The organism is Thermococcus sp. Bubb.Bath, assembly GCF_012027595.1.
GTDB lineage: Archaea > Methanobacteriota_B > Thermococci > Thermococcales > Thermococcaceae > Thermococcus.
Map to the genome: position 1 here is coordinate 87,670 of NZ_SNUR01000004.1, position 24,020 is coordinate 111,689.

Below are 24,020 nucleotides of genomic sequence, written 5' to 3' on the forward strand. Positions count from 1 at the left end.
ATGGTTTTCAACTCCTCCCTTTTTAAGGTAGCACCCCCAACCAGTACCGGTGATACCATGCACGAGTGGGCACTGGCGGATGCCATAGTTAGGACCGTCCTTGACTACGCCAACAGAGAAGGAGCGAAGCGCGTCAAGGCGGTCAAGGTAGTCCTTGGGGAACTGCAGGACGTTGATGGGGAGATAGTGAAGTTCGCAATGGAACAGCTTTTCTCTGGCACGATTGCAGAGGGAGCGAAGATAGAGTTCATTGGGGAGGAAGCTGTCTTCAGGTGCCGGAACTGCGGCTATGAATGGAAGCTCAGGGAAGTTAAGAACAGATTCGACGAGCGCCTGAGGGAGGACATGCACTTCATTCCAGAGGTTGTTCACGCCTTTTTGGCCTGTCCGAAGTGCGGAAGTCATGACTTCGAGATCGTCAAAGGTAGGGGCGTTTACGTCGCCGGAATAATGATTGAGAAGGGGGGAGATGCATGATGGCTGGAATAGACCCGCGCGAGATAGCGATAAACGCGAGGCTTGAAGGGGTCAAGCGCATCATACCCGTCGTCAGCGGAAAGGGCGGCGTTGGGAAGTCGCTCGTATCAACGACCCTCGCTCTTGTCCTGGCGGAGAAGGGCTACAAGGTCGGCCTTCTGGACTTAGATTTCCACGGCGCGAGCGACCACGTCATTCTCGGTTTTGAGCCCAAGGAGTTCCCCGAGGAGGACAAAGGTGTTGTCCCTCACATTGTTCACGGAATAAAATTCATGACGATAGCCTACTACACCGAAGACAGGCCCACCCCTCTCCGCGGGAAGGAGATAAGTGATGCCCTCATCGAACTGCTCACGATAACCCGCTGGGACGAGCTTGACTACCTCATCATAGACATGCCCCCAGGTTTAGGTGACCAGCTCCTCGATGTCCTCCGCTTCCTTAAGAGAGGAGAGTTCCTGGTGGTCGCGACGCCCTCGAAGCTCTCTCTCAACGTTGTGAGGAAGCTCATTGAGCTCCTCAAGGAGGAAGGACACAAGGTCATTGGGGTCGTTGAGAACATGAAACTCCGTTCGGAGCAACTCGACGAGGAGAAGGACGTTGAAAGGCTCGCGGAGGAGTTCGGCGTTCCCTACCTGGCCAGCATACCGTTCTATCCTGACCTCGACTCGAAGGTTGGAAACGTTGAAGAACTAATGAAGACAGAGTTTACAGGGAAGATAAGGGAGCTGGCTGGGAAGCTTTAAGGGAGAAAAGGTTTTTCTCCGTTGTTTCCATTTCCTTACTGGTGGGGGCATGAATGGAATAAAGCTCATCAGAGAGACTGTTAAGGCCGTCTCAAAAGAGCTCGGGATTCCCGTTGTTGATGTAATTCTCTTCGGCTCTCGGGCTAAAGGCAATGCCCGCCCCGACTCCGACTGGGACATCCTCATAGTCACGGTCGAAAAGCTTGATTGGAAGGAGCGTCTAAAGCTTACCGGGGAGATACGAAAAAGGCTTGCCAAAGGGGGTATGGCCTCTGATATACTCGTTATCTAGAGGGAAGATCTCTCAAGGCTGAAGGACTCCAGGGAATACATCTACTACTACGCTCTCAGGGAGGGCATAAAGGTATGAGCCACCTCGACTGGATTAGAAAGGGAGAGGACGATTTGAAGCTGGCAGAGCTTGCCCTTGAGAACGGCATCTACGATTACGTGGCATTCCATGCACAACAGGCGGTTGAGAAATTCCTGAAGGCTTTTCTCGTTAAGAACGGGCGGCCTATAATGAAAACTCATGACATTGCCTATCTCACAGAAAAATGCAGAGGGATAGACCCTTCGTTTCAGGAGCTCTATGAGATCAATGCCCACTACCTTTCCGACTTTGCAGTGGAAGTTCAATATACCGGCTACTATTCCGTCCCGAAAGAACTCGCCGAAGAGGCCATTGAAATAGCAAAGGCAGTTCTGGACTTCGTGATTGATAAGCTTGGTGATCAAAATGAACGCCCTTGAGGAAATCTTCTCCGGAAAAAAGAGGATCGTGATATGTGGAATTGGCAACGACATAAGGGGAGACGATGCCTTCGGTGTCCTCGTTGCGGAGAGGCTGAAGGAGCTGGTAAAAAATCCTGGAGTCCTTGTAATCAACTGCGGCGAGGTTCCAGAGAACTACACGAGCAAGATAGCGGGCTTCAATCCAGACCTTGTCGTCTTCGTTGATGCTGTGGACTTCAGGGGAGATGTTGGAGAGTTCATCATAGCAGACCCAGAGGGAACTCTTGGAGAAGCCGTTTCGACCCACGGCCTTCCACTCAAGTTCGTGACCCAGTACATGAAGACGTTCATCAAGGCGGACTTCGTCCTGATAGGCTGTCAGCCGGGTTCAACGGGACTCTTTGAGGAGCCGAGCGAGCTAATAAGGGAGCGGGCGGGGAGGTTAGCAGAACTGCTTGCTAAAATATTAGAGGGCTGAGCTGATTGCGGAGATTCTGAAGAACAAGTAAGAAAGCTATTTAAAATTCCGTGAAAATTTTTGATCGTGGTTAAGATGGGCACGATAACGATTCACGTCCCAGAGGGCATTGATCCAAAAATCGCTAAGGGATTTGCTAAGCTGATAGAAGAGAGGCTTAGAGAACTAGCCGAGCTAGACCACCTCCTAAAGAACTCCGAGCTTACCGATGAGGACATTGAAGAAATCACAAAGGAGATAGGGGCGAGGAGGAGGGCTTTCTTTGAGAGAAAGAATCGTGGTTGATACCAACGTGCTCTTCTCGTTTTTCAAGCGTGAGAGTACCACCCGAAGGTTAATCCTCTGCATTTCAGCTGTTTCAACGATTTATGCTCCGGAATATCTACTCGAAGAGCTGAGGAGGTATTCTAAGCTGATCCAGAAAAAAGCTGGAATCTCAGAAGAGGAGTTTAACAAAATCCTCGACCGCCTCAGGAAGTACATTCTCTTCGTTGAGTACCCCTCTTATGAGGATTGGATTGATGTTGCAGTGGGTATCACACCGGATCCAAAGGATGTGGACTTCGTTGCCTTGGCTCTAAAATTTGATGCCATACTATGGAGCAATGACAAGGCTCTGAAGGAGATTGGAGGAATAAAAGTCATGAACACAGGGGAGATCATCTCAATGTATCCAGACTGTCTCGGGTTCTCAGTGGAGTGAGCCTCCCCAAATCCTCCCTTGTGTTCACGTTGAAAAAGCTCTCCCTCCAGCCCTCCGGCAGTTTTTCAATCTCAACATAACAGGCGTCGCTCTCCCTTATCGCCTGGTTTATCGCGTAGTTCCCTGAGTTTATCCGCTCCTCTAAAAAGCCCCTAAACGAGCTTGAATAAGCCGCATGGAGTGGTTCGAGGTAGCCATTGCCCCACCTTGGCACACAGGCGGGCTTTTTGGCCTTCTGAAAGCTCTCGATGATGAAGTCGATGAACTCAGGGACGAGGAGAGGCATATCGCCGGCGACAACAAAGGCATCGCCGAGGCTCAAAGCGGCGTGAATCCCGCCCATCGGCCCGACCATCAGTTCATCAACCACAACCTTATACCCAAAACCCTTCACATTCTCCGCGTTTTCCTTCGAGGCAACGAGAACTATCTTGTCTATTTTTTCCGCCTGCTCCAATCTCTCAAGGGTGTAGAGCAGGAGGGGCTTCCCGTTGATCCTGAAGAGAAGCTTATCTCCACCGAAGCGCCTGCCCCTCCCACCTGCCAAGATGGCTCCTATCATTCCTTCTCCTCCCTATCCACTGGAATGTACTCGATTGTGCTGATGTACTTCACGTACTCCATGGTCTTCTTCGGGTCGAGCATATCTTTCATGAGGTTCTGGAAGTAGTCCTCTTTGTCATAGGCCACATCATAGTTGACAATTACATCGAGGTAGCCGGAGTGGAAGTTCTCGGCCTCTTCCCTCGTGTAGAGCTCGAAGGATACGTGATAGCCGTACTTCGCTTCTATTGGATCCCTGATGTTCTCAACGAAGTCCGCAACGCGGTTCATCTTCACCGGGTCGTAGGGCTCCTCAATTATCACGACTACATCTATCTCCGGAAAGCTCGGATCCTTGAGGTGCTGGCCGTAGAAAATTATCGAAAGCAGATTGTCGCCGTAAAAGTTCTTTATGAGCTTTACAAGCTCCGTTTTTGCCTCCTTTATTCCCACGATTCCACCCCCTCAAAAGAGATTGGAAAGCAGAAAAATATAAAGTTTAATCAAAGCTCGGCTGGTAGCGGTACTCAACGTGGAGCTTACTCTCCGAGTCGAGCTTGCTCGCCGCTTCGAGGAGGGTCTTCCTGTCCTCCTCCGGCAAATCTTCCATCGGAATCTTCATGATGTCCTTGACCTCGATATCGAACTTTCGGGCGTTTTCATCGATGCCGAGTGCATCCTTTATGAGTTTCACCGCTTCTTCGCCCAGTTCTCCCTCTTCCTCTATGATAAGCATGTCCCCACCGTAGTGGCCCGTTATCCTAGCCGAGTACTCCGGGTAGTCCTCGTACCTGAAGCGGTAGAGCTTCCATAGCAATTCAGACACCCACCGTTACGGGGTACTTCTCCCTTAAGCTCTCCCCCCACTCACGATACTCCTTCACCATGCGCCAGAACTCGTTCTCAAGGAAGCGCATTGCCACGTTTATCCTTGAGTCGTTCTCTCTTAGGGCGTAGCCAGTTATCAAATCGTGGAGTCTCTCCTCAGGGTTGTCGGGAGATTCACCGTAAGCTCTTTCAACGAGTTTTATAAAGTCTTCAAGTACGGCGTCACGATCGTAATAGCCGACGACCCTCCTGAGCTCCTCGCGCAGAGTGAGCCAGTAGCGGAGTGGTATCGGTCTCTCTGGTATTTCAAACTTTATCTCGTTTTCCTTGGTGGGCTCTTCTTCCGGTGGGAGGGCTATCCAGTATTCCCCTTTCATCTTCTTCTCCTTGATGCCGAGGAGTTGGGCAACACCATAGAGTATCTCCTCCGGCGAGGGTGGACAGCCAGGGATGTACATGTCTATCGGCACTATCATCTCCGGTCCGCCACTCCTAAGTCTGTCCCTTCCCCTCTGCGGCGAGGTGTTGTATAGGGCGTAGCTGTCGTACCATATTCCGCCGCTGCAGGCACAGGTTCCAATGGCAACAACGATTCTTGGCTTGGGTGGCATGGCTTCGTAGGTCTTCTTGAGCGCTATCCTTGTCTGTCTCGTCAGTGGACCGGTTATCAGAAGTGTATCTGCGTGCCTCGGGGTGGGAACAACTTTAACACCCAGCCTCTCAAGGTCGTAGTAAGGACTCAGGACGTCGAGCACCTCGATATCACAGCCGTTGCAGGAACCGGCATCAACATGATAGACCCAGACGGACTTGAGCTTCTGCTTCCCCATCACTCCTCACCCCCTTCCGAATTGGGGGCCTTCTTGGGCTTTTTCTCCACGAGCATGAACGCTGGATAGACGTTGCCCTCCGTTTCCCTGAGCTTGACAACCGTTCTCCTCATCTTCTCCTCCTGCGTCAGCTTTATCCTGTCCTCGAGGGCGTACATGTTGAAAACGTCCTTCGGAAGGATGTTCCTGACGTACTCTATCTGCCTCTCTGTGAAGTCGAGGTATTCGCCGCACTCCTCGCAGTACGCTAACTTGTGCTCGACGACCTCGACTAGGTCTTCTTTGTTGTCGGTTGCCACCTCAAAGCGCGTCGTTGGCTCCATCGCACCGGTTGGACAGACCTCTATGCAGCGGGCGCAGCGGATACATCTTGCCGCGTTGTAGGTGAGCCTCTTGACGCCGTGCTCCTTGTCCCACTCCATTATGAGGGCATCGGGCGGACAGGCGTTGACGCAGGCCCCACAGCCAATGCACTTTTCAGGGTTGATGTGCGGAATCCCGCGGAATTCTGGAGGTTTCTCTATGTCAATAAAAGGATAGGGGGTGGTAACTGGGGCCTTCTCCTCGAACTTTTCTGCCTCGAAGCGATCCCACTTCTTCAGCCTCTCGCTGTAGGGAACGCTCTCAGCCATTCAGAACACCCCCCTGTACTTGATGGAGAGCTCGTTGAACTCGGCCTCGGTCAGAACCTTCACCTTACCCGTGTTAAGGTCAACGAACTGAACCCTCTCTGTACAGGAGTAGCACGGGTCAATGCTCGCTATGATGAGCGGTGCATCGGCCACGTGGTAGCCCTTGAGCATCTCTGGCACAGCTGGCAGGTTGTTATAGGTCGGTGCCCTAACCTTCCAGCGGTAGACCTTGTTCTTCTCGCCGGTCATGACGTAGTGGACGACTTCACCCCTGTGGGCCTCAGTGAAGCCGAGTGCCTCCTCGTACTCCGGCAGGCTTCCGATGGGGGTCATTATGTCACCGTCTGGCATCTGGTCTATGAGCTGCTCAACGATCCAGTAGCTCTCGAAGAGCTCGTCCATCCTCACGAGAACCCTCGCAAGGACGTCGCCCTCCTTGTAAACCGGAACCTTGAAGTCAACCTCGTTGTATGCCGTCGCCGTCTTAGTTGCCTGGTCGAGCCTAGCATCGATGTTCCTCCCACTGGCTCTTGCAGTCGGTCCGAGGACGGAGTATGCCTTGGCAACCTTGTATGGGAGTATCCCAACACCCTCGGCACGCTTGATGAAGGTGTTGGTGTTCAAGGCCACATCGAGGAACTTCTTGGTTTCCTCGCGCATCTGCCTGACGACCTTAAGAACGTCCTCCTTGCGGTAGTCGAGGAGGTCTCTCCTGACGCCGCCGACGATATTCATACCGTACTGCTTCCTGTTGCCCGTTAAGCGCTCAACCAGCCACATGACTGGCTCACGGATGCGCCAAGCGTGCATAAAACCGGTATCAAACCCTACCATATGGGCAGCAATTCCTACCCAGAGGAGGTGGTTGTGAATCCTCTCCAGTTCAAGCATTAGGGTTCTTATGTAGCGGGCCCTGTCTGGAATGTCTACATCGGCAAGCCTCTCGACTGCCATGGCGTAGCTGACGGAGTGCTGGTAGCCGCAGATGCCGCATATCCTCTCAGCGAGGAAGAGTACCTGGTTGTAGGTCAGCCTTCCTTCGCCGGTCTTCTCTATTCCCCTGTGGGAGTAGAAGCCGCGGTAGTCCACGTCAACTATCTCCTCCCCCTTGACGAAGAGCCTGAAGTGGGCGGGCTCCTCTATTCCCTCATGGACGGGGCCCATAGGTACGAGTGTTGTTTCCTCGGGTTTCTCCTTGAACTCAGGCTTCGGCTCTGACATCGGTGAGTACTTGTAGTCCATGTCCTTTCTGAGTGGGTAAACCCCCTCTGGCCAGTCCTCCGGGAGAATTAGCCTCCTTAGGTCGGGATGACCAACGGGGTTGAATCCGAGGAGGTCTCTCACTTCCCTCTCTATCCAGAGGGCCGCCGGAAGCTTTGCGGCAACGCTCGGGAAGCTTGGATTATCGGCTGGCATGTAGGTCTTTAGGAAGACCCAATAGTTCCTGTCCATGTTGAGTGGTTCGACCTGAACGCTGAGGAAAGGACTGTAGGCGAATTTGCCGTTGAGCGGCCTCTCGTCGGTTCCGACTGCCGTTGACATGTGTGTCTCCTTGAACTTCGGGTGATTGTGCCACCAAAGCACAGCCTCTGGGAGGACTTCGCGGTCGATCGTGAACATGTACTGGCCGTAGCTCATCCTCTTACACTCTTTTATGTGGTCCTTAAAGGCCTCGTAGAAGTCTCTGAGGCCCTCCCTCTCGGAGAGTATCTTCTCAACGTTGGCCTTGGCACAGCGGCCGTCTTCACATGCCTTGCATTCAAATCCAAAGTTAGCCTCCAAATCCTTCGTTGTCACCATATTCACCACCCCATGAAAGCCATTGCGAGTATTACAACTCCTGCGAAGAACATCCTCGTGTTCATTTTAACGACGTGGTCTATTCTGAGCCTCGCGTTGGTCGCCTCTATTGCCGCTATGATCGGGTAGAACGATATCGTCAGCAGGAACTGGAGCGCGAGCACTTCAGCGGCCTTGACGGTTGTGTTTACCGGCCCGACCCAAGGCATGACGAGGATGCTGATGAAGAACCACAGCAGGGTAAAGCGCTTGATGTGGATTGCGTAGTAGAACACTCCAAGGAGTCTGCCACTGTACTCCGTCAGAGGTCCACCAATGACCTCCTGCTCTGCCTCGGCTATGTCGAAGGGTACGAAGCCGCTCTCGACGTAGAGGGCATAAGCGAGCAGGATGTAGGTCAGTATGAGAGACGGTGTTAGGTGAAGGTTTGCTATGATGTCAGCTATGTTAAGCGAGCCCGCGTTGTATGCCATGACTCCGTAGAGGATGCCTATCAGCGGTTCAACGGTGAGAATTATCTGCATCTCCCTTCCTGAACCCAAATGGCTGAAGGCGTTCTGGACGGTGAGACCCGCTAGCATTAGGAATATACTGACCATTAGGACCACGTAGAAGAACACAACTAGGTTGAAGCCGATGTCCACTGGAATGACGTTGCCGTAGGGCAGGAGCAGGGCGGCAGTTATTGCCGATGCGAGGGCTAGATACGGTGCCCATGTGAAGAGCCTGCTCTGGGTGGGCTTAACTGATGGAAGGTTGAAGAGCTTCATGAGGTCGTACCAGGTCTGGGCCAGCGGTGGCCCGCGTCTGTACTGGAGCCTAGCCTTTACCCTTCTCGCTATACCATCGAGGTATGGCGGTAGGATGAATATTATGAGGATTCCAATGGCGGCAAACACGAGTCTTGTTATGTCGAACTCCATTTTTATCACCTCACAGCACCGCCAGTATTCCCATTATCGCCCCTACGACTATCAGTGCTATGACGACGAAAGTTCCGAGTTTTATCCCCGGAACGACGTCCTTGGCTATTCTAAGGAACCTGACGAGCGGTCTGAATATCTCCTCGTCAATGTAGAGTATCTCGCGCTCCCTTAGGTCATCGAGGTGCTCGACCTTTGTGTACGGCGTATCAACGATCTTGGTGAAGTAGCTGCCCATCCAGAGGTATGCCCTGACGATATAGTGTATTATCCCTGCTCCAACCGCATAGAACCAGTCGCTGAAACGGTAGAACGACCCTATCTTCTCCTCGTACTTGATGTAGATACCCTCTGCGTTCACCCGGTACTCATCCTCGTCAATCTGTGTCGAACCGCAGTCCCAAGGTTTGGCTTCCTTGCCGTACTCTGGCTTGAATGCGAGGTAGAACCCAAAGGCGAGAACCCCAGCAACTATCACGAAGAGTACTGGGCTGAAGAGCACCGAGCCAAAGCCTATCTTGTAAAGGTTCGAAGTCACGGTAGCTGTTGTTCCTCCATTTGCCGCGGAGAGTCCTTTGTTTAGGAAACCCACGACGAATCCGGGGAAGATACCGATGAATAGTGTCAAACCCGCGAGTATCCATTCACCTAGTTGCATGACTGAGGGGACTTCTTTGACTTCTTTGTATCTCTCCATCTCACCGCCAAACTGTGCTCCGTAGAACTTAACAAAGGAAGCAAGTGTTGCGGCGCTTATCAAGGCAGCTAGGACAGCTCCAAGGGACAGGACAAAGTTTCCGGACTGATAGCCGGCAACGTAGATGAGCCACTTGCTTATGAAGCCGTTGAACGGGGGAATACCCGCTATTGCCATTGAAGAGAACAGCGTCGCGAGTGCCGTTACCTTCATCCTTGAACCAAGCCCTCCCAGCTCGTTTAGCTCAACTGTGCCCGTAGCATATTCGACAGCCCCTGCCTCAAGGAATAGGGAACCCTTGAATATTGCATGGTTAATGGCGTGGAAGAGGCCAGCGAACATTCCAAGGGCACCAATCGCCCCCAATGCCCCCCCTTTGGGGATTAACACCATTCCGATGCCTATGCCCAACCATATGTACCCCATCTGACCAACGCTATGGTAAGCCAAAAGCCTCTTGGCATTGGTCTCGCGGAGGGCGTAGAGTGTCCCGACCGTGAGGGTCACCGCACCGAGTACAGCCACGAGATAGCCGAGTCCCACGCTCTGGCCTACCATTTGCCAGTCAAATCTTAAGAGGCCGTAGACGGCGGTCTTTATCATTATACCACTGAGGAGCGCTGAAACGTTGCTTGGCGCTGCTGGGTGGGCATCGGGTAGCCAGAAGTGGAGCGGAACTACACCCGCTTTTGAGATGAAGACGCTTAGTGTTAGGGCATAGAACAGGAACTTCGTACTGGATGATGCGGTCAGCAGGGCGTTGTGTATCGCGGGGTAGCTCAGGTTATGAACACTGCCGGTCAGGACTGAGGCGAGGCCCAGTAGCAGGAACAGGGGTATTGTATCCGCAAAGTGCATCGTCAGGTAGTACTTGAGGCTTGCATCTAAGTCCTTTCTCTCCTCCTTCCAGAAGATCAGGATGAACGAGCTGAGTGTCATGAGTTCCCAGGATACAACGAAGTACTCGAGGTTGCTGACGGTTACCACGAGGGCCATTGATGCTATGAACGTGTTATAGGCTACGGCATAGACCCATCCCTTGCCCTTCTTCTCGTGGTGATCCATGTACGAAATTGAGTATATTGCCGACGCTAAGCTCACTATGCCCACTATGAAGAGGAACACCGCCGAGAGTCCATCCACGTGCACTGGGATTCCGAGCACCGTTCCCTTCCATGGGCCTGACGTGTAAACTTGGTAAACTTCTCCGAGCAGGAGTAGTGCGCCTATTGCGGCCATGAAACTGGAGGCCTTAGTTGAGGCCTTGTAGTCTATGACAAGGCCAACTAGGCCACCTATGATAAAAGCCCAGAGAGCATATTCCAGTAGTGGCAGCATCTTCCATCACCTCACAGGAACCCTATCTTCTGCACGATATCCAGAGTAACCCATGGCGCCACGATTCCTATTAGTATTAGAACCACCATGACTGCGACCATGAGTGCTGGCTCCTTCTCCGCTTCACCGTTGGGTTCTCCGAAGAAGCTCTCCCTAAACCATAGCAGAACAATTACAAGGAGTATTGCTGCATCGAGCAGGACCACCCCAGGGAAGAGCCAGGAGGCTATTCCCTTTGCGTGTCTTGTGACCATGACTGTGAACGCCTTGCTGAAGAACAGGCCAAGCGGCAGTACTCCGGTCATTCCGAGGAAGCTCAGGAACCAGGCGATACTCGTCCAGGGGACTGTCTTTCTCATTCCCTTTACGAGCTTCATGTCGGTTGTCCCAAGGGAGTAGGCAAGGCCGCCGACGGAAGCAAATCCCAGGGCCTTGACCACTGCGTGGTTTACAACCTGGTAGAGTGCTATCTGGAGGCCGACGGTGTGTCCAAGGAGGGCGTAGGCGAGGGTTATGTATGAAACCCCAATCTGAGCTATCGTGGAGTAGGCCAAGAGCTTCTTGGCATCGCGCTGGAGTGGGTAGTATATCATCATCAGGAGTATTAGTGCAACTGTTAGGCTGCCCAACACCCAAAAGGTTGAGTCGTCAGGCTTCATGTACTGTATTACCCTGAAGAGCATGAAACTTCCGAGCGGGACTATTGAGGCAGAGTGGATGTAGGCACTCGCTGGAACCGGTGAGGCAGTTGAATCTGGAAGCCAAGAGTAGAAGAGCAGCTGGGAGCTCATGGCGAAGGACGCGAACATGACGAGTAGTAGGGCGGTGTTGTTCGCGGTCATCTTGTCAAGCTCCTGGCCGCCGCCGAGGACTGCAACGGCCCCGAGGATGAGGAGGACACCGAGGTTCAGAACGAGGAAGGCCTTGAGGGCGTCTTCCTTGGCGTTTTCATAGAAGTTCACGAGGTAGAGCATGACTATTGCCATTATCTCAAGAGCTATTGCGAACTGGACGAGGTTCGTGGAGTAGATAAACACCATAGTTGCACCGGTCAGGAGGCCGAGGAGCCCGTAGAACCTGCCCTTTCCGGGACCCATTGGGAAGGTTCTGTTGCTCTGGCTGAAGTACTGGGCCGAATAAACCGCTAGGAGGAACGCAATGAGAATCGAGAAGAGCCCCATTAGGACTGAGGCAACGTCGGCCGTTACGCCAAAGACCTCGCCGAGGTTTCCGGCTGAGACGTAAGCTGTATGGTAAACCTTGCTCGTATCACCAGTAAAGAACTCGTAGGCGCCGGCCGCGTTTATTAGGAATGAGAGTCCGAGAACGGTTGAAGCAAATGTATCTGCTGACTTCCCCTCTGTCTTCCAGGCAAGCACGAGGATGAAGGGCAGGAGCGCCGATGCCAGGAACAGTTCTATCACCTTCCATCACCCCTTGTTTTCAACCTTTTTGGTTTTCCTGCAAAAATAATGGTCAGAGGAGAAGGGCCTCCTCGCCCTCCCCTTTCTCGGCTGCTGCCTTGAGGTTGGCGACGACCTTTCCTTCCCTCTCCCAGAGTATCTCGTCTATCTCACCGAACTTGAGGGCCTCAGTTGGGCAGGCTGCAACGCACGCTGGAAGGAGTCCCTCTGCCCTCCTGTCGGCACAGAGGTCGCACTTGTCCATGATCTTGTTCTCCTCGTCGAGCTTCGGAATGCCGAACGGACAGGCAACGGCACACATGAGACAGCCGATACACTTGAGCGGGTCAAAAGCAACCGCACCGTCCTCATCCCTGAAGAGCGCTCCCGTTGGACAGACGTTCAGACAGGGGGCCTTCTCACAGTGGCGGCAGTTGAAGGGAACTGTGAAGAGGTCCGGGAACTCAAAGACCTTTATCCTGGCCTCACCGTGGGTCATTTCACAGGCCACTTCACAGGCCTTACAGCCAATGCAGCGGTTATAATCTAGGAAGATCTTCTTATGGGCCATTCTAACCACCTCACTCCTCCACCTTCTTCACCCTGGCCGCAACTGCCTTCAGCTCGGCCATCTTCGTCATCGGGTGTATCTCGTCCAGCGTGAGGAAGTTAGCCTGCCAGTGCCACGGAAGTGCTATCACGCCTTCCCTGACTTGCTCAGTGACCTCCGCCCTCACTAGAATGCTTCCGCGCCTGGTCTCGACTTTGACGAGATCGCCCGTCTTGATTCCAAGCTCTCTAGCGTCCTTCTGGTTTATCATGACGAACTCTTCCGGCCAGCGCTTCTGGAGGCTCGGGCTCTCCTCGCTCATGCTTAGGGTGTGCCAGTGGCCGACGAGCCTGAAGTTGGTGAGCCAGAACGGGTACTCCTCGTCGGGCATCTCAGGTGGCTCCATCCACTCGACGGGCTGGAGCTGAGCCTTTCCGTCTGGCGTCTTAAAGCCGCTCTTGAAGAGTATCTTAGTCCCCTCTCCTGGTTCAGTGCACGGGAAGAAGCATCCTTCTGGGTGCTCGGCGAGGTACTCAGGAGTTGCGCCCTTGAAGACCGGTATGACGCTGTTTATTTCCCTCAGGATCTCATCCGGGTGGGAGTACTTGAAGTACTCGCCGAGGCCGAGTTCCTTGGCGAGCTCAACTATGATGAGCCAGTCAGGCTTGGCCTCCCCAGGTGCTTCGGCGGCTTTGTAAGTCCTCTGTACCCTCCTCTCGGCGGAGATGGCCGTTCCGGTCTTCTCGAACCACGCTGCGGCTGGAAGGACTATGTCGGCATACTTGATAGTATCTGTGGGGAAGATGTCCTGGACAACGAGGAAGTCGAGCTTTTTCAGCTGCTCTCTAACCCAGGCGCTGTTTGGAGCCGACTTGGCGATGTTTCCTCCTGCGATGTACATCATGCGTATCTTCTTACCCATCTCACGGATCATGTTGGTGAGGTCGAGGCCGACCCAGTCGGGTGTCTTAAAGCCCCAGAGCCTTTCGAGTTCAGCCCTGGCGGCCGCGTCGGTAACGGGCCTCCCAGTCGGGAGATTGTTGGGTGCAATGCCGGTCATAGAGGCACAGAACCCACACTGTGCTCCGGGGAAGACGCCGCTCCAGACACCGTCCTTACCGATGTTCCCGGTTATCGCGATGAGGTCGGCTATCGCAAGTGCAGTGTTGAACCCGTTAACGTGCTGGTTCATTCCCTCGTTCACGAGGAAAGCAGCCCTCTTGGTTGCTATCATCTTGGCGGCCTTCCTTATGTCCTCGGCCGGGACGCCGCTTATCTTCTCGGCCCATTCTGGAGTGTAGTCCTTCACAGCTTCCTTGAGCTTCTCAAAGCCAGCGGTCCTCTCCTGGACAAACTCACTGTCATAGAGCTCCTCGGTTATGACGACGTTGAGCATAGCGAGGGCAACTGCGAGGTCAGTTCCAGGGTAGGGCTTGAGGTGGAGTGAGGCGTACTTGTGACCCCTGGTTGAGCGCGGGTCAACCACTATCATTTCAGCACCGTTGTCAAGGATGGCCTTCTCAACGTACTGTCCGAAGAATACTGGGGCGGTCTCGGCCGGGTTGTGGCCCCAGACCACTATCAGCTCGGCCCTGGAAACGTCCTCGAATGGGTTGGTAGCAGCACCACTTCCAAAGACCTTCGTCCTGGCGGGGCTGTTCGAGTACTGACAGTACCTTCCGGGGAAGTCGAGGTTGTTGGTTCCAATTGCCTTTGAGAACTTGTGAACGAGGTAGTTCTCCTCAAGGGTTATCTTCTCGCTCCCGAGGAAGGCTATCGCCTCCGGTCCATAGGTATCTTTTATCTCCCTGATCTTCTCTGCAATTATTCTGTAGGCTTCCTCCCAGCTTATCTCCTCGAACTCTCCTTCACCCTTCTCCCCAACGCGTCTGAGCGGCTTCTTGAGTCTCTTCGGGCTGTTGATGAACTGGTATGAGGCAACTCCCTTCGGACAGAGCTTTCCTCTGTTTGGGATCGTTGGGTGGTCGTAGTCGAACTCAATCCTCCTGATGTAGCCGTTCACGCTGACCGCGTAGAACCTGCACCCCACTGAACACCACGGGCACACAACAGGCACTAACTTCTCTGCCATAGCTATCACCACCATTATATGACTGACCAGTCATTTGGATTGCGCATTAGAACCTTAAATAGTTTTCTGAAATCGACGGCGAACTTGGTAAACAGAAAGGCTAACCTATTCCAAAGTGTCAACAACTTAAATTAAACACTAACGGAGAGCCTCAGGTGATTGAGAACTGCCTCAACAACTTTCCTAAGGTAATGACCCTCTGAGACCTTCAAATACTCCCTAGCATAGAGATAGTGCATTAGAGAACCGAGAAACATCTGAAATGCTATTAGTGCATCCTCGTAGCCTACTTTAACATAAGCAGTTATTCTTCTTGCCCCTTCCCTCAAAAGCTCGGAGCAGGACTGTTTGTAGATCTCGTTGATGGAATTATAGTGGGTTCTTATGGAGAGCATGTGGAAAAGAATCTCGGCTCGATACTCCTCTGAATAGAACTCAAGAAACTCCCTTCCAAGCTGGAGGAGATAGTCACCGAGCGTGGGATAAGAAACAGTTATGTACGGGTCGTTGAGGGAGGGCATGGCCATGATGGGCATTACCCCGAAGGCAAGCTCCTTTATCAGGTCGTCCTTGCTCCTGAAGTAGAGGTAGAACGTCCCCTTGGCAACGCCTGCCCTGGCCACTATCTCGTCCACCGTCGTCCTGTCGAAGCCCTTTTCTGCAAACAGCTCCATCGCCGTGGAGACTATCTTTTCCCTCGTCTTTCCCGGAGACTTTGTGGCCACTGCCCGCACCTCTGACTATCCGGTCATACTGAACATTTGTGTGTACCCTAACATTTAAACTTTTTGTTGGGAGGATAGAATCAAAATTGCAGTTTGAAAACTATGAGAAAAGGGGCAAGAAAGTTCAAGATAGAGTTTGATTAGAGAGTAGCTGACATTATATCCCCTCATCTATCTCTGTCACTTCTTTAAGCAGTTCCCCCAAGCTCCCCAGAGATCATCTGGGCAAAGAGTCCCATGTTCATCCCGAAGACGTATATACCATCGGGCATCTCAATGATTGAGAACTTACAAGGCATCATCGCTGAAATCCAGCGGTTTTCGGGTTTGCTTACTGCTTTTGTCGCGAAATCCTTGTTACAGACTTCAAGGACTGCGAATTTTACTCCAACTTTTTCGATATAGTTGTATTCTCCGACCACGGTCCAGTTTAGCTCTTCTGTCTTCCTCTTTAGCCTCTCAATTGTCTCCTTGAAGGGGTACTTGCTCGTAACCCCTCTTACCATCTGCTTCATCATGTCCTCCATGGACCCCATCTGACTGACTGGTCAGGGAAAGGAATATAAATAATTTTCTTCAACCATTGGTTGATAACCATGGCCCTGATGCTGGCTGGAAGGGTTGTTGAGATAAGAAACGGGAAAGCAATAGTGGACGTTGAAGGACAGCTGAAGGAGGCCAGCTTGGAGTTCATAAAAGACGTGAAGCCGGGGGATTACGTAAAGATGTACTACGGCATAGTCCTCGAAAAGGTCAGCAAGGAAGAGGCTGAAGAGACGCTGGCGAGGTGTTCCTATCACCACTCGTCCAGCATTGAGCTTACTTTCACGGTTTCAAACTTTAAGTTTTAGAAAGGCTGAATAAACTTCTTTCAAAGTTTTGGAAGGTGAGAAAGATGTGTCTCGCAACCGTAGCGAAGGTGCTTGAAGTTGACCCCTCAAAAGGAACCGCCTGGGTTGACTTCGGCGGAGTTGAGAGGGAGGTGAGGATAGACCTGATGCCAGATGTGAAGCCCGGCGAATACGTGCTTGTTCATACGGGCTTCATAATAGAGAAAGTCGACGAAAAAACCGCCAGGGAAATCCTAAACGCGTGGGATGAGGTCTTCGAGGTAGAGCCCGACGCCATGGGCGGCTACTACTATCCGGGTGATCGAACATGAAGGACGTTGAGAGGGTAATTGCCCCTTACAGGGATAGGGCGATAGCCCAGAAGTTAGTCGAGAAGATCAAAGAAGAAGCAAAGACCCTCGACGGTGAAATCAGGATAATGCACGTTTGTGGAAGCCACGAGGACACGATAACGAGATACGGGATCCGTTCTCTTCTCCCAAAGAACGTTAAGGTCGTCAGCGGGCCTGGCTGTCCAGTCTGCATAACACCCATCGAGGATATCATAGCGATGCAACGCATAATGAGGAAAGCAAAGGAAGAGGGCGAGGAGATAATCCTGACGACCTTTGGGGACATGTACAAAATCCCAACGCCGATGGGGAGCTTTGCCGACTTAAAGAGCGAGGGCTTTGACGTCAGGATCGTCTACGGTATCTATGACACGTACAGGATAGCCAAGGAGAACCCGGACAAGACGGTCGTCCACTTCTCCCCGGGCTTTGAGACCACCACCGCTCCCACCGCTGGAATGCTCAACGCTGTGGCCCAGGAGAAACTTGAGAACTTCAAAATTTACTCCGTTCACCGCTTAACCCCTCAGGGGATAGAAGTCCTCATAAAGCAGAAGAGCAGGATAGATGCCCTCATAGATGCCGGCCACGTCTCAACGATAATCGGCGTGAAGGGCTGGGAGTTCCTAAGCGAGCGCTATGGAACCCCGCAGGTCGTTGCGGGTTTTGAGCCGAACGATGTTCTCATGGCGGTTCTCCTTCTCATAAGGATGTACAAAGAAGGCGACGCGAGGGTCGTGAACGAGTACAAGAGGTCCGTTAAATACGAGGGTAACGTCCATGCCCAGAAGCTCATTGATAAGTACCTCAAGGTCGTCGATGCCAAGTGGAGGGCTTTGGGAATCTTCCCGAAGACCGGCCTTAAGGTCAGAAACGAGTGGAAGGAGTTCGAGATAAGGAACTTCTACAAGGTTGAAGTTCCCAAGGGGCTTCCAGAGCTTGAGAAGGGATGCCTCTGTGCCGCCGTGCTGAGGGGCCTGGCAATGCCAACGGACTGCCCGCACTTCGGAAAAGACTGCACGCCGAGGCATCCAATAGGGCCCTGCATGGTGTCCTACGAGGGAAGCTGCAACGTGTTCTACAGGTACGGCGTGCTGTATTGACACCAGAGGTTGGAAACTCCCCTATCGTTTTCAACTTTTGGTTTTGGAAAGGTATAAAGATTTAGAGGGACTGAGAGAAACGGTGGGAGGAATGAAGGCATATCACATTCACGTTCAGGGAATCGTTCAGGCGGTAGGGTTTCGGCCGTTCGTCTATCGGATAGCCCACGAGCACAACCTGGGGGGCTACGTCAAAAACCTCGGCGATGCGGGCGTTGAGATAGTCGTTGAGGGCAGGGAAGGGGACATCGAGGCTTTTCTCCATGAGTTATATAAGAAAAAACCACCTCTGGCAAGGATTGACAGGATTGAGAAGAAGGAGATCCCACCGCAGGGATTCGACCGCTTTTACATCGAGAAAAGCTCCAAGGGCGGAAAGGGCGGGGACTCAATAATTCCGCCGGACATAGCGATCTGCGATGACTGCCTCAGGGAGCTCTTTGACCCAACCAACAAGCGCTACATGTACCCCTTCATCGTCTGTACAAACTGCGGGCCGAGGTTCACAATAATTGAAGACCTCCCATACGACCGCGAGAACACCACGATGAAAGAATTTCCCATGTGCGACTTCTGCCGGAGCGAGTACGAGGATCCGCTCAACAGGCGCTACCACGCCGAGCCAATAGCCTGCCCCGTCTGCGGACCCTCTTACAGGCTCTACACCAGCAATGGACAGGAGATACACGGAGACCCGCTCAGGAAAGCGGCTGAACTCATAGACAAGGGCTACATCGTGGCCATTAAGGGGATAGGTGGAATACATTTAGCATGTGACGCCACAAGGGAGGACGTCGTGGCCGAGCTTAGAAGGAGAACCTTCAGACCACAGAAGCCCTTCGCTATAATGGCCAAAGACATTGAGACCATAAAGAGCTTCGCCTATGTGAGCCCGGAGGAAGAAGAGGAGCTGACCTCCTACAGGCGTCCAATAATAACGCTCCGCAAGAGAGAGCCCTTCCCGCTCCCCGAGAACCTTGCACCCGGCCTCCACACAATCGGAGTCATGCTTCCCTACGCTGGAACCCACTACATCCTCTTCCACTGGAGCAAGACGCCGGTTTATGTGATGACCTCGGCCAACTACCCCGGAATGCCGATGGTTAAGGACAACGAGAAGGCCCTTGATGAACTTAAAGATATGGCAGACTACTTCCTCCTCCACAACAGGAAGATTCTGAACAGGGCCGACGACAGCGTGATAAGGTTCGTTGACGGGAAGAGGGCAGTTATAAGGCGCTCGCGCGGCTTCGTGCCCCTTCCGATAGAGATACCCTTCGAGTACAACGGCCTGGCAGTTGGGGCGGAACTCATGAATGCCTTCGGCGTGGCAAAGAACAGAAAGGTCTACTCGAGCCAGTACATAGGCAACACCGGAAAGGTCGAAGTCCTCGAGTTCATGAGGGAGGCGATAGCCCACTTCCAGAAGATTCTGAGGGTTAAGAACCTCGATCTCATAATAGCCGATCTTCACCCGATATACAACACAACGAAGCTGGCCATGGAAATAGCGAACGAGCTGAACATCGAGCTCCTACAGGTTCAGCACCACTACGCCCACATAGCGAGCGTCATGGCAGAGAAAAACCTGGATTCAGCGATAGGGATAGCGCTCGACGGCGTTGGCTACGGGACCGATGGGAACACCTGGGGCGGCGAAGTCCTTTATCTGGGGTACGAGGACGTTGAGAGGCTGGCCCACATCGACTACTATCCGCTCCCCGGCGGGGATCTGGCGAGCTACTATCCACTGAGGGTGTTGATGGGAATACTGAGCAAGGTCTATTCGATTAACGAGCTTGAAGGAGTCATAGCCCACTGCTGTCCAAAGGCCATTGAGAGCCTCAAGTACGGGAGGGTCGAGTTCAACGTGGTTCTAAACCAGCTCGCCAAGGGTATAAACACCGCCTACGCCTCATCGACGGGAAGGGTTCTCGACGCAATAGCGGTTCTCCTCAACGTCGCCTACAGGAGGCACTACGAAGGAGAGCCAGCCATGAAGCTTGAGAGCTTCGCCTGCAAGGGCAAGAACGATCTGAAGTTCGAGGTTCCGGCCGAAGGAGAGCTGATTAAGGTTGAGAGTCTGTTCGAGCAGATCCTTGAGGCAATTGAGGGGGCATCACCAGCGGACATAGCTTACTCAGTCCACTTAGCTCTCGCGAGGGCCTTCGCTCAAACGGCGGTAGAGAAAGCCAGAGAGTTCGGCGTGAAGAACGTTGCCCTGAGCGGCGGAGTTGCATACAACGAGCTCATAACCAAGACGGTAAGGAAGGTCGTGGAGGCGAACGGGCTAAACTTCCACGTCACAACAGAAGTACCGAGGGGCGACAACGGAGTAAACGTCGGCCAGGCATTCCTTGGAGGCCTCTACCTCGAAGGCTATCTGACGAAGGAGGACTTAATGCTGTGAGAAAGGATATAAGAGATAATGACTTAGAGGTTTCGGGGAGAGCGCGAATGCCGATACTTCAAAAGGGTGAGCTTGAGGAAATACTCAAAGAGGTAAAGGCAAAGCTCCAGGAAATCCTTGGAGATAACTTAGTTGAGGTCATCCTCTTCGGCTCCTACGCGAGGGGGGAAGCTGAAGAGTGGAGCGACGTCGACGTGCTGGTTGTCGTGAAGCAGTGGCCAACGCTCGAGGAGCTTGACAGGATGGCAGAGGCGACCAATGAATATGCCATCGAAAAAGGAGTTGTGATATCACTAATACCCTATGTCGAGAAACCGGCCATGAGCTCGGATCCACTAATCCTTAACGTGATGCGGGAGGGCATAAAGGTATGATCGATTATCAACCCATAATACGCAAGGCCGAGAAAAGTCTGGAGGCCGCTAAGGCTCTTCTAAAAACAGGGGCCTATGAATTCGCCCTTTCCAGGGCGTATTACACGATGTTCTACTGCGCAGAGACACTCCTGTTAACAAAAGACATCTCGGTTTCGAAACACTCTGCCGTCATAGCACTCCTTGGAAGAGAGTTTGTGAAAACTGAGGAGGTTCCTCATAGGTTCTTTACCTATCTGAGGCTGGCCTTCCAGCTTAGACAGGTGGCAGATTATTCCTTTAAGAATAACCTGTCAGAGGAAGACGCCAGAGTTCAAATCGAAAGGGCCAAGGAGTTTTTAGACTTTACGCGCTCATACCTGAAGGAAAAAGGTCTGCTGGGGGATTGAAATGGACGAAAAGATAAAGCTCGAACACGGAGCCGGTGGAGAGATAATGGAAGACTTCCTAAGGGACGTCGTCCTCAAGACCCTAACCCTGAAATCCGCTGGAGGCATAGGGCTTGATGCACTCGACGACGGAGCCACAATACCCTTCGGGGACAAGCACATCGTCTTCACGATAGACGGGCACACGGTAAAGCCTCTCTTCTTCCCCGGAGGGGACATTGGTCGCCTAGCGGTCAGCGGGACGGTAAACGATCTGGCCGTTATGGGTGCGAAGCCAGTAGCGCTGGCGAACTCGATGATAATCGGCGAGGGCCTCGACATGGAAATTCTAAAGAGGGTTCTCAAGTCGATGGACGAGACGGCAAGGGAAGTCCCTGTCCCGATAGTCACGGGCGACACTAAGGTCGTTGAAGATAAGATAGAGATGTTCGTGATAACGGCCGGAATAGGGATAGCCGAACACCCGGTAAGCGATGCAGGGGCAAAGATCGGGGACGTTGTTTTGGTCAGCGGGACGATAGGAGACCACGGCATAGCCCTGATGAGCCACAGGGAAGGTATAGCCTTCGAGACCGGGCTCAAGAGCGACGTCGCACCGATATGGGACGTTATCAAAGCGGTTGCCGATGCAATCGGCTGGGAGAAGGTTCACGCGATGAAAGACCCTACGAGAGCCGGCTTGAGCAATGCGCTCAACGAGATAGCAAGCAAGAGCAACGTTGGAATCCTCGTGAGGGAAGCAGATATTCCGATAAGGCCCGAGGTGAGAGCTGCCAGCGAGATGCTCGGGATAAGCCCCTACGATGTCGCCAACGAGGGCAAAGTTGTCATGGTTGTCGCAAGGGACTACGCAGAGGATGCCCTTGAAGCTATGAGAAAAACGGAGAAAGGTAAGAACGCCGCGATAATCGGTGAGGTCATAGAGGACTACCGCGGCAAAGTTCTTCTTGAGACAGGGATAGGTGGAAAGAGGTTCATGGAACCTCCCGAAGGAGACCCCGTTCCAAGGATCTGTTAGTGCATCTCGAAGCCTTCCAGGGCTTTCTTCACTTCTTCCACGCTGGCCTCGTCTTCGAGCGTTGAGAGATCCCCGAGACCCTTTCCGGTTGCGAGGGCTTTTAGAACCCTGCGCATTATCTTTCCGCTCCTAGTCTTGGGCAGTTTGTTGACGAAAAAGACCTCCGCCGGAGCCGCTATCGGGCCGAGCACTTCTCTGACATAGTTTATGAGCTCCTTCTTCAGCCCCTCAGTTGGGGCGTAGCCTTCCTTTAGTATGACGAAGGCCACCGGAACCTCACCCTTTATCTCGTCGGGCCTTCCTATTGCAGCCGCTTCCGCAACAGCTGGGTGAAGAACGAGGGCGTGCTCTATCTCGGCAGTTCCGATCCTGTGGCCAGAGACGTTGAGAACCTCGTCGGCCCTGCCGAATATCCAGAAATAGCCGTCCCCGTCCTTCATTGCATAGTCGGCCGGATAGTATACCCAGACTCCCTCTTCCGGCTTGCTGAAGCGCTTCCAGTAGGTTCTTATGTAGCGCTCGTCGTTGCCCCAGATGCCGAGGAGCATTCCCGGCCAGGGCTTCTTAGTGACGAGGTAGCCCCTCTCACCTGGCTTCGCTGGTTCGCCTTCCGACGTGAAAACATCTGCATCAACGCCGAGGCCGGGGAAGGTGGCTGAACCGGGCTTGAGCGGTGGAAGCTGTATTCCGGCAGATGTGTATATCATGTAGCCGCCCGTCTCGGTCTGCCACCATGTGTCTATTATCGGGCAGCGTCTTCCGCCGACGATCTCGTAGTACCACTTCCAAGCACCGGGGTTGATCGGCTCACCGACTGAACCGAGCAGGCGGAGGGAAGAGAGGTCGTGCTTTTTCACCCACTCGTCTCCGTAGCGCATGAGCATCCTTATCGCCGTCGGAGCCGTGTAGAATATCGTGACTCCGTGCTTCTCTATCAGTTCCCAAGGTTTATCGGGCTTGGGGTAGTTCAGAGCCCCCTCGTACATCATAACGGTTAATCCGAGGGTAAGCGGGCCGTAGACGAGGTAGCTGTGGCCGGTGATCCAGCCTACATCTGCAGTATTCCAGAAGAGGTCGCTCTCGGTTATTCCCCACGCCCACTGCATCGTCTTGGCAACATAGACGAGATAGCCGCCTGTGGAGTGGACGATACCCTTCGGCGTTCCGGTCGTTCCGCTCGTGTAAAGGATGAAGAGCGGGTGGTTGCTCTCGACCGGGACTGGTTCAACGTACCTCTCGGCCCCCTCAAGGAGGTTCTGCCAGTAGTAGTCCCTTTCCTCAACCATGTTGACATCGTTTTCAGAGCGCTTGAGCACCACAACGCTCTCGACGCTCGGGGTTTCAAGGAGGGCCTTGTCAACTATCTCCTTGAGGTTTAGGGTCTTTCCACGCCTGTAGAGGTAGTCGGCGGTTATGACAACCTTGGCCTTTGCGTCATTTATTCTAGTAGCCAACGCTTCAGCCGAGAAGCCAGAGAACACAACGCTGTGGATTGCTCCAATCCTCGCGCTGGCCAGCATCGCTATTACAACTTCAGGAACGAGGGGCATGTAGATGACTACCCTATCGCCCTTCTCAACGCTTAGGTTCTTGAGGACTGATGCAAAGCGGTTCACCTCGCGGTAGAGCTCGTAGTACGTGAGTGTCCTCGTTTCTCCCTTTTCGCTCTCCCAGATTATTGCCGCCCTGTTCCTCTTTCCCGCCTTGATGTGCCTGTCGAGGGCGTTGTAGCTGGCGTTGAGCTGGCCTCCAACGAACCAGCGGAAGAGAGGAGCCTTCGAGTCGTCAAGGACTTTCTCCCACGTCTTGAACCAGTCGAGAATTTTCGCCTGTTCCCCCCAGAACTCCTCGAGGTTCTCAATGGACCTCCTGTGCTCCTCCCTGAAGGACTGCAGTGGGATGTACTTCTCCTCTAGAAACCCTTCTCCTACCTGCACGGGTTATCACCTCCCCAGGTTAAGAGTTAGGTTTCCTTAAATTTCTTTCGGCATTCGTCAAAATGATAATCGACGAAAAACGGAAAAGAGTTAGGACTGGCTAATT

General features: G+C 53.0%; 28 protein-coding genes. 14 read left to right on the top strand and 14 right to left on the bottom strand.

The window, feature by feature from the left end; genetic code table 11:
* The first annotated feature begins 57 nt into the window (after positions 1 to 57).
* The 7 genes from hypA to E3E29_RS09220 all read left to right on the top strand — a co-directional run bounded on the left by hypA (position 58) and on the right by E3E29_RS09220 (position 3,139).
* Positions 58 to 477, top strand: a complete 420-nt coding sequence (hypA, locus tag E3E29_RS09190; RefSeq protein WP_167910688.1) for a hydrogenase nickel incorporation protein HypA — start codon at positions 58 to 60, stop codon at positions 475 to 477.
* Positions 477 to 1,223, top strand: a complete 747-nt coding sequence (locus E3E29_RS09195; protein ID WP_167910781.1) for an Mrp/NBP35 family ATP-binding protein — start codon at positions 477 to 479, stop codon at positions 1,221 to 1,223. The genes hypA and E3E29_RS09195 overlap by 1 nt, the downstream gene beginning before the upstream one ends.
* Positions 1,224 to 1,272: 49 nt before the next feature.
* A complete protein-coding gene (locus E3E29_RS09200) occupies positions 1,273 to 1,515 on the top strand; it encodes a nucleotidyltransferase domain-containing protein (RefSeq protein ID WP_167910689.1) in 243 nt (80 codons plus the stop codon).
* A gap of 74 nt (positions 1,516 to 1,589) precedes the next feature.
* Complete coding sequence (locus E3E29_RS09205) at positions 1,590 to 1,976, top strand: HEPN domain-containing protein (RefSeq protein ID WP_167910690.1); 387 nt, start codon at positions 1,590 to 1,592, stop codon at positions 1,974 to 1,976.
* Positions 1,963 to 2,436: a hydrogenase 3 maturation endopeptidase HyCI gene (locus E3E29_RS09210; RefSeq protein ID WP_167910782.1), complete on the top strand. Its 474-nt coding sequence runs from the start codon at positions 1,963 to 1,965 to the stop codon at positions 2,434 to 2,436. Before E3E29_RS09205 ends, E3E29_RS09210 begins: the two co-directional genes overlap by 14 nt.
* Before the next feature lie 66 nt (positions 2,437 to 2,502).
* Complete coding sequence (locus E3E29_RS09215; protein WP_167910691.1) at positions 2,503 to 2,721, top strand: hypothetical protein; 219 nt, start codon at positions 2,503 to 2,505, stop codon at positions 2,719 to 2,721.
* Positions 2,699 to 3,139 carry a PIN domain-containing protein gene (locus tag E3E29_RS09220; protein WP_167910692.1) on the top strand — a complete coding sequence of 147 codons (441 nt, stop codon included), beginning with the start codon at positions 2,699 to 2,701 and terminating at the stop codon, positions 3,137 to 3,139. Before E3E29_RS09215 ends, E3E29_RS09220 begins: the two co-directional genes overlap by 23 nt.
* On the opposite strand, the gene mobA is transcribed toward E3E29_RS09220, so the two are convergent.
* From mobA to E3E29_RS09285, 13 genes are all read right to left on the bottom strand, one after another.
* Positions 3,096 to 3,701, bottom strand: a complete 606-nt coding sequence (gene mobA / locus E3E29_RS09225) for a molybdenum cofactor guanylyltransferase MobA (RefSeq protein WP_167910693.1) — start codon at positions 3,699 to 3,701, stop codon at positions 3,096 to 3,098. The two genes, E3E29_RS09220 and mobA, sit on opposite strands and share 44 nt — an antisense overlap.
* Positions 3,698 to 4,135, bottom strand: coding sequence for a nucleotidyltransferase (locus tag E3E29_RS09230; protein ID WP_167910694.1), 438 nt, complete (start codon positions 4,133 to 4,135; stop codon positions 3,698 to 3,700). The genes mobA and E3E29_RS09230 overlap by 4 nt, the downstream gene beginning before the upstream one ends.
* Positions 4,136 to 4,181: 46 nt before the next feature.
* Positions 4,182 to 4,508 (bottom strand): hypothetical protein, encoded by a 327-nt coding sequence (locus tag E3E29_RS09235; protein WP_167910695.1) that lies wholly within the window; start codon positions 4,506 to 4,508, stop codon positions 4,182 to 4,184.
* Positions 4,501 to 5,340, bottom strand: a complete 840-nt coding sequence (locus tag E3E29_RS09240) for an NADH-quinone oxidoreductase subunit B family protein (RefSeq protein WP_167910696.1) — start codon at positions 5,338 to 5,340, stop codon at positions 4,501 to 4,503. The genes E3E29_RS09235 and E3E29_RS09240 overlap by 8 nt, the downstream gene beginning before the upstream one ends.
* Positions 5,340 to 5,972, bottom strand: coding sequence for a 4Fe-4S dicluster domain-containing protein (locus tag E3E29_RS09245; protein WP_167910697.1), 633 nt, complete (start codon positions 5,970 to 5,972; stop codon positions 5,340 to 5,342). The genes E3E29_RS09240 and E3E29_RS09245 overlap by 1 nt, the downstream gene beginning before the upstream one ends.
* The gene (locus E3E29_RS09250) at positions 5,973 to 7,772 is read right to left on the bottom strand and encodes a hydrogenase large subunit (RefSeq protein WP_167910698.1); all 1,800 of its coding nucleotides are present in this window, start codon (positions 7,770 to 7,772) and stop codon (positions 5,973 to 5,975) included. It abuts the gene before it with no gap.
* A gap of 2 nt (positions 7,773 to 7,774) precedes the next feature.
* Entirely contained in the window at positions 7,775 to 8,695 is a 921-nt protein-coding gene (locus tag E3E29_RS09255) for a respiratory chain complex I subunit 1 family protein (RefSeq protein WP_167910783.1), read from the bottom strand.
* 10 nt (positions 8,696 to 8,705) lie between these two features.
* Positions 8,706 to 10,730 (bottom strand): proton-conducting transporter membrane subunit, encoded by a 2,025-nt coding sequence (locus tag E3E29_RS09260; protein WP_167910699.1) that lies wholly within the window; start codon positions 10,728 to 10,730, stop codon positions 8,706 to 8,708.
* Between the two features lie 11 nt (positions 10,731 to 10,741).
* Positions 10,742 to 12,154 (bottom strand): proton-conducting transporter membrane subunit, encoded by a 1,413-nt coding sequence (locus E3E29_RS09265; RefSeq protein WP_167910700.1) that lies wholly within the window; start codon positions 12,152 to 12,154, stop codon positions 10,742 to 10,744.
* A 52-nt stretch (positions 12,155 to 12,206) separates the two neighbouring features.
* On the bottom strand, positions 12,207 to 12,704 hold the full coding sequence (locus E3E29_RS09270; RefSeq protein ID WP_167910701.1) for a 4Fe-4S dicluster domain-containing protein: 498 nt from the start codon (positions 12,702 to 12,704) through the stop codon (positions 12,207 to 12,209).
* 10 nt (positions 12,705 to 12,714) lie between these two features.
* On the bottom strand, positions 12,715 to 14,775 hold the full coding sequence (locus tag E3E29_RS09275) for a molybdopterin oxidoreductase family protein (protein ID WP_167910784.1): 2,061 nt from the start codon (positions 14,773 to 14,775) through the stop codon (positions 12,715 to 12,717).
* A 131-nt stretch (positions 14,776 to 14,906) separates the two neighbouring features.
* Positions 14,907 to 15,500: a TetR/AcrR family transcriptional regulator gene (locus E3E29_RS09280; protein WP_167910702.1), complete on the bottom strand. Its 594-nt coding sequence runs from the start codon at positions 15,498 to 15,500 to the stop codon at positions 14,907 to 14,909.
* 188 nt (positions 15,501 to 15,688) lie between these two features.
* The gene (locus tag E3E29_RS09285; protein WP_240922839.1) at positions 15,689 to 16,036 is read right to left on the bottom strand and encodes a DUF302 domain-containing protein; all 348 of its coding nucleotides are present in this window, start codon (positions 16,034 to 16,036) and stop codon (positions 15,689 to 15,691) included.
* Between the two features lie 60 nt (positions 16,037 to 16,096).
* Here E3E29_RS09285 and E3E29_RS09290 point away from each other — a divergent pair, with 60 nt between their 5' ends.
* The 7 genes from E3E29_RS09290 to hypE all read left to right on the top strand — a co-directional run bounded on the left by E3E29_RS09290 (position 16,097) and on the right by hypE (position 21,977).
* Complete coding sequence (locus E3E29_RS09290) at positions 16,097 to 16,351, top strand: HypC/HybG/HupF family hydrogenase formation chaperone (RefSeq protein ID WP_167910785.1); 255 nt, start codon at positions 16,097 to 16,099, stop codon at positions 16,349 to 16,351.
* A gap of 44 nt (positions 16,352 to 16,395) precedes the next feature.
* Positions 16,396 to 16,662 (top strand): HypC/HybG/HupF family hydrogenase formation chaperone, encoded by a 267-nt coding sequence (locus tag E3E29_RS09295; protein ID WP_167910786.1) that lies wholly within the window; start codon positions 16,396 to 16,398, stop codon positions 16,660 to 16,662.
* Positions 16,659 to 17,786: a hydrogenase formation protein HypD gene (gene hypD / locus E3E29_RS09300; protein ID WP_167910703.1), complete on the top strand. Its 1,128-nt coding sequence runs from the start codon at positions 16,659 to 16,661 to the stop codon at positions 17,784 to 17,786. The genes E3E29_RS09295 and hypD overlap by 4 nt, the downstream gene beginning before the upstream one ends.
* Before the next feature lie 91 nt (positions 17,787 to 17,877).
* Positions 17,878 to 20,196, top strand: a complete 2,319-nt coding sequence (gene hypF, locus E3E29_RS09305) for a carbamoyltransferase HypF (protein ID WP_167910787.1) — start codon at positions 17,878 to 17,880, stop codon at positions 20,194 to 20,196.
* A gap of 47 nt (positions 20,197 to 20,243) precedes the next feature.
* The gene (locus E3E29_RS09310; protein WP_167910704.1) at positions 20,244 to 20,570 is read left to right on the top strand and encodes a nucleotidyltransferase domain-containing protein; all 327 of its coding nucleotides are present in this window, start codon (positions 20,244 to 20,246) and stop codon (positions 20,568 to 20,570) included.
* Positions 20,567 to 20,959 carry a HEPN domain-containing protein gene (locus E3E29_RS09315; protein ID WP_167910705.1) on the top strand — a complete coding sequence of 131 codons (393 nt, stop codon included), beginning with the start codon at positions 20,567 to 20,569 and terminating at the stop codon, positions 20,957 to 20,959. Before E3E29_RS09310 ends, E3E29_RS09315 begins: the two co-directional genes overlap by 4 nt.
* A 1-nt stretch (position 20,960) precedes the next feature.
* Positions 20,961 to 21,977, top strand: a complete 1,017-nt coding sequence (hypE, locus tag E3E29_RS09320; RefSeq protein ID WP_167910706.1) for a hydrogenase expression/formation protein HypE — start codon at positions 20,961 to 20,963, stop codon at positions 21,975 to 21,977.
* On the opposite strand, the gene acs is transcribed toward hypE, so the two are convergent.
* Complete coding sequence (acs, locus tag E3E29_RS09325; RefSeq protein WP_167910707.1) at positions 21,974 to 23,914, bottom strand: acetate--CoA ligase; 1,941 nt, start codon at positions 23,912 to 23,914, stop codon at positions 21,974 to 21,976. The two genes, hypE and acs, sit on opposite strands and share 4 nt — an antisense overlap.
* Positions 23,915 to 24,020: the final 106 nt, after the last annotated feature.

What these genes read in the sequence shown, in the direction of transcription:
- hypA (WP_167910688.1), top strand. Translation starts at nt 58, where the DNA reads ATGCACGAGTGGGCACTGGCGGATGCCATAGTTAGGACCGTCCTTGAC.
- E3E29_RS09195 (WP_167910781.1), top strand. Translation starts at nt 477, where the DNA reads ATGGCTGGAATAGACCCGCGCGAGATAGCGATAAACGCGAGGCTTGAA.
- E3E29_RS09200 (WP_167910689.1), top strand. Translation starts at nt 1,273, where the DNA reads ATGAATGGAATAAAGCTCATCAGAGAGACTGTTAAGGCCGTCTCAAAA.
- E3E29_RS09205 (WP_167910690.1), top strand. Translation starts at nt 1,590, where the DNA reads ATGAGCCACCTCGACTGGATTAGAAAGGGAGAGGACGATTTGAAGCTG.
- E3E29_RS09210 (WP_167910782.1), top strand. Translation starts at nt 1,963, where the DNA reads ATGAACGCCCTTGAGGAAATCTTCTCCGGAAAAAAGAGGATCGTGATA.
- mobA (WP_167910693.1), bottom strand. Translation starts at nt 3,701, where the DNA reads ATGATAGGAGCCATCTTGGCAGGTGGGAGGGGCAGGCGCTTCGGTGGA.
- E3E29_RS09240 (WP_167910696.1), bottom strand. Translation starts at nt 5,340, where the DNA reads ATGGGGAAGCAGAAGCTCAAGTCCGTCTGGGTCTATCATGTTGATGCC.
- E3E29_RS09245 (WP_167910697.1), bottom strand. Translation starts at nt 5,972, where the DNA reads ATGGCTGAGAGCGTTCCCTACAGCGAGAGGCTGAAGAAGTGGGATCGC.
- E3E29_RS09250 (WP_167910698.1), bottom strand. Translation starts at nt 7,772, where the DNA reads ATGGTGACAACGAAGGATTTGGAGGCTAACTTTGGATTTGAATGCAAG.
- E3E29_RS09255 (WP_167910783.1), bottom strand. Translation starts at nt 8,695, where the DNA reads ATGGAGTTCGACATAACAAGACTCGTGTTTGCCGCCATTGGAATCCTC.
- E3E29_RS09260 (WP_167910699.1), bottom strand. Translation starts at nt 10,730, where the DNA reads ATGCTGCCACTACTGGAATATGCTCTCTGGGCTTTTATCATAGGTGGC.
- E3E29_RS09270 (WP_167910701.1), bottom strand. Translation starts at nt 12,704, where the DNA reads ATGGCCCATAAGAAGATCTTCCTAGATTATAACCGCTGCATTGGCTGT.
- E3E29_RS09275 (WP_167910784.1), bottom strand. Translation starts at nt 14,775, where the DNA reads ATGGCAGAGAAGTTAGTGCCTGTTGTGTGCCCGTGGTGTTCAGTGGGG.
- E3E29_RS09285 (WP_240922839.1), bottom strand. Translation starts at nt 16,036, where the DNA reads ATGGGGTCCATGGAGGACATGATGAAGCAGATGGTAAGAGGGGTTACG.
- E3E29_RS09290 (WP_167910785.1), top strand. Translation starts at nt 16,097, where the DNA reads ATGGCCCTGATGCTGGCTGGAAGGGTTGTTGAGATAAGAAACGGGAAA.
- E3E29_RS09295 (WP_167910786.1), top strand. Translation starts at nt 16,396, where the DNA reads ATGTGTCTCGCAACCGTAGCGAAGGTGCTTGAAGTTGACCCCTCAAAA.
- hypD (WP_167910703.1), top strand. Translation starts at nt 16,659, where the DNA reads ATGAAGGACGTTGAGAGGGTAATTGCCCCTTACAGGGATAGGGCGATA.
- hypF (WP_167910787.1), top strand. Translation starts at nt 17,878, where the DNA reads ATGAAGGCATATCACATTCACGTTCAGGGAATCGTTCAGGCGGTAGGG.
- E3E29_RS09310 (WP_167910704.1), top strand. Translation starts at nt 20,244, where the DNA reads ATGCCGATACTTCAAAAGGGTGAGCTTGAGGAAATACTCAAAGAGGTA.
- E3E29_RS09315 (WP_167910705.1), top strand. Translation starts at nt 20,567, where the DNA reads ATGATCGATTATCAACCCATAATACGCAAGGCCGAGAAAAGTCTGGAG.
- hypE (WP_167910706.1), top strand. Translation starts at nt 20,961, where the DNA reads ATGGACGAAAAGATAAAGCTCGAACACGGAGCCGGTGGAGAGATAATG.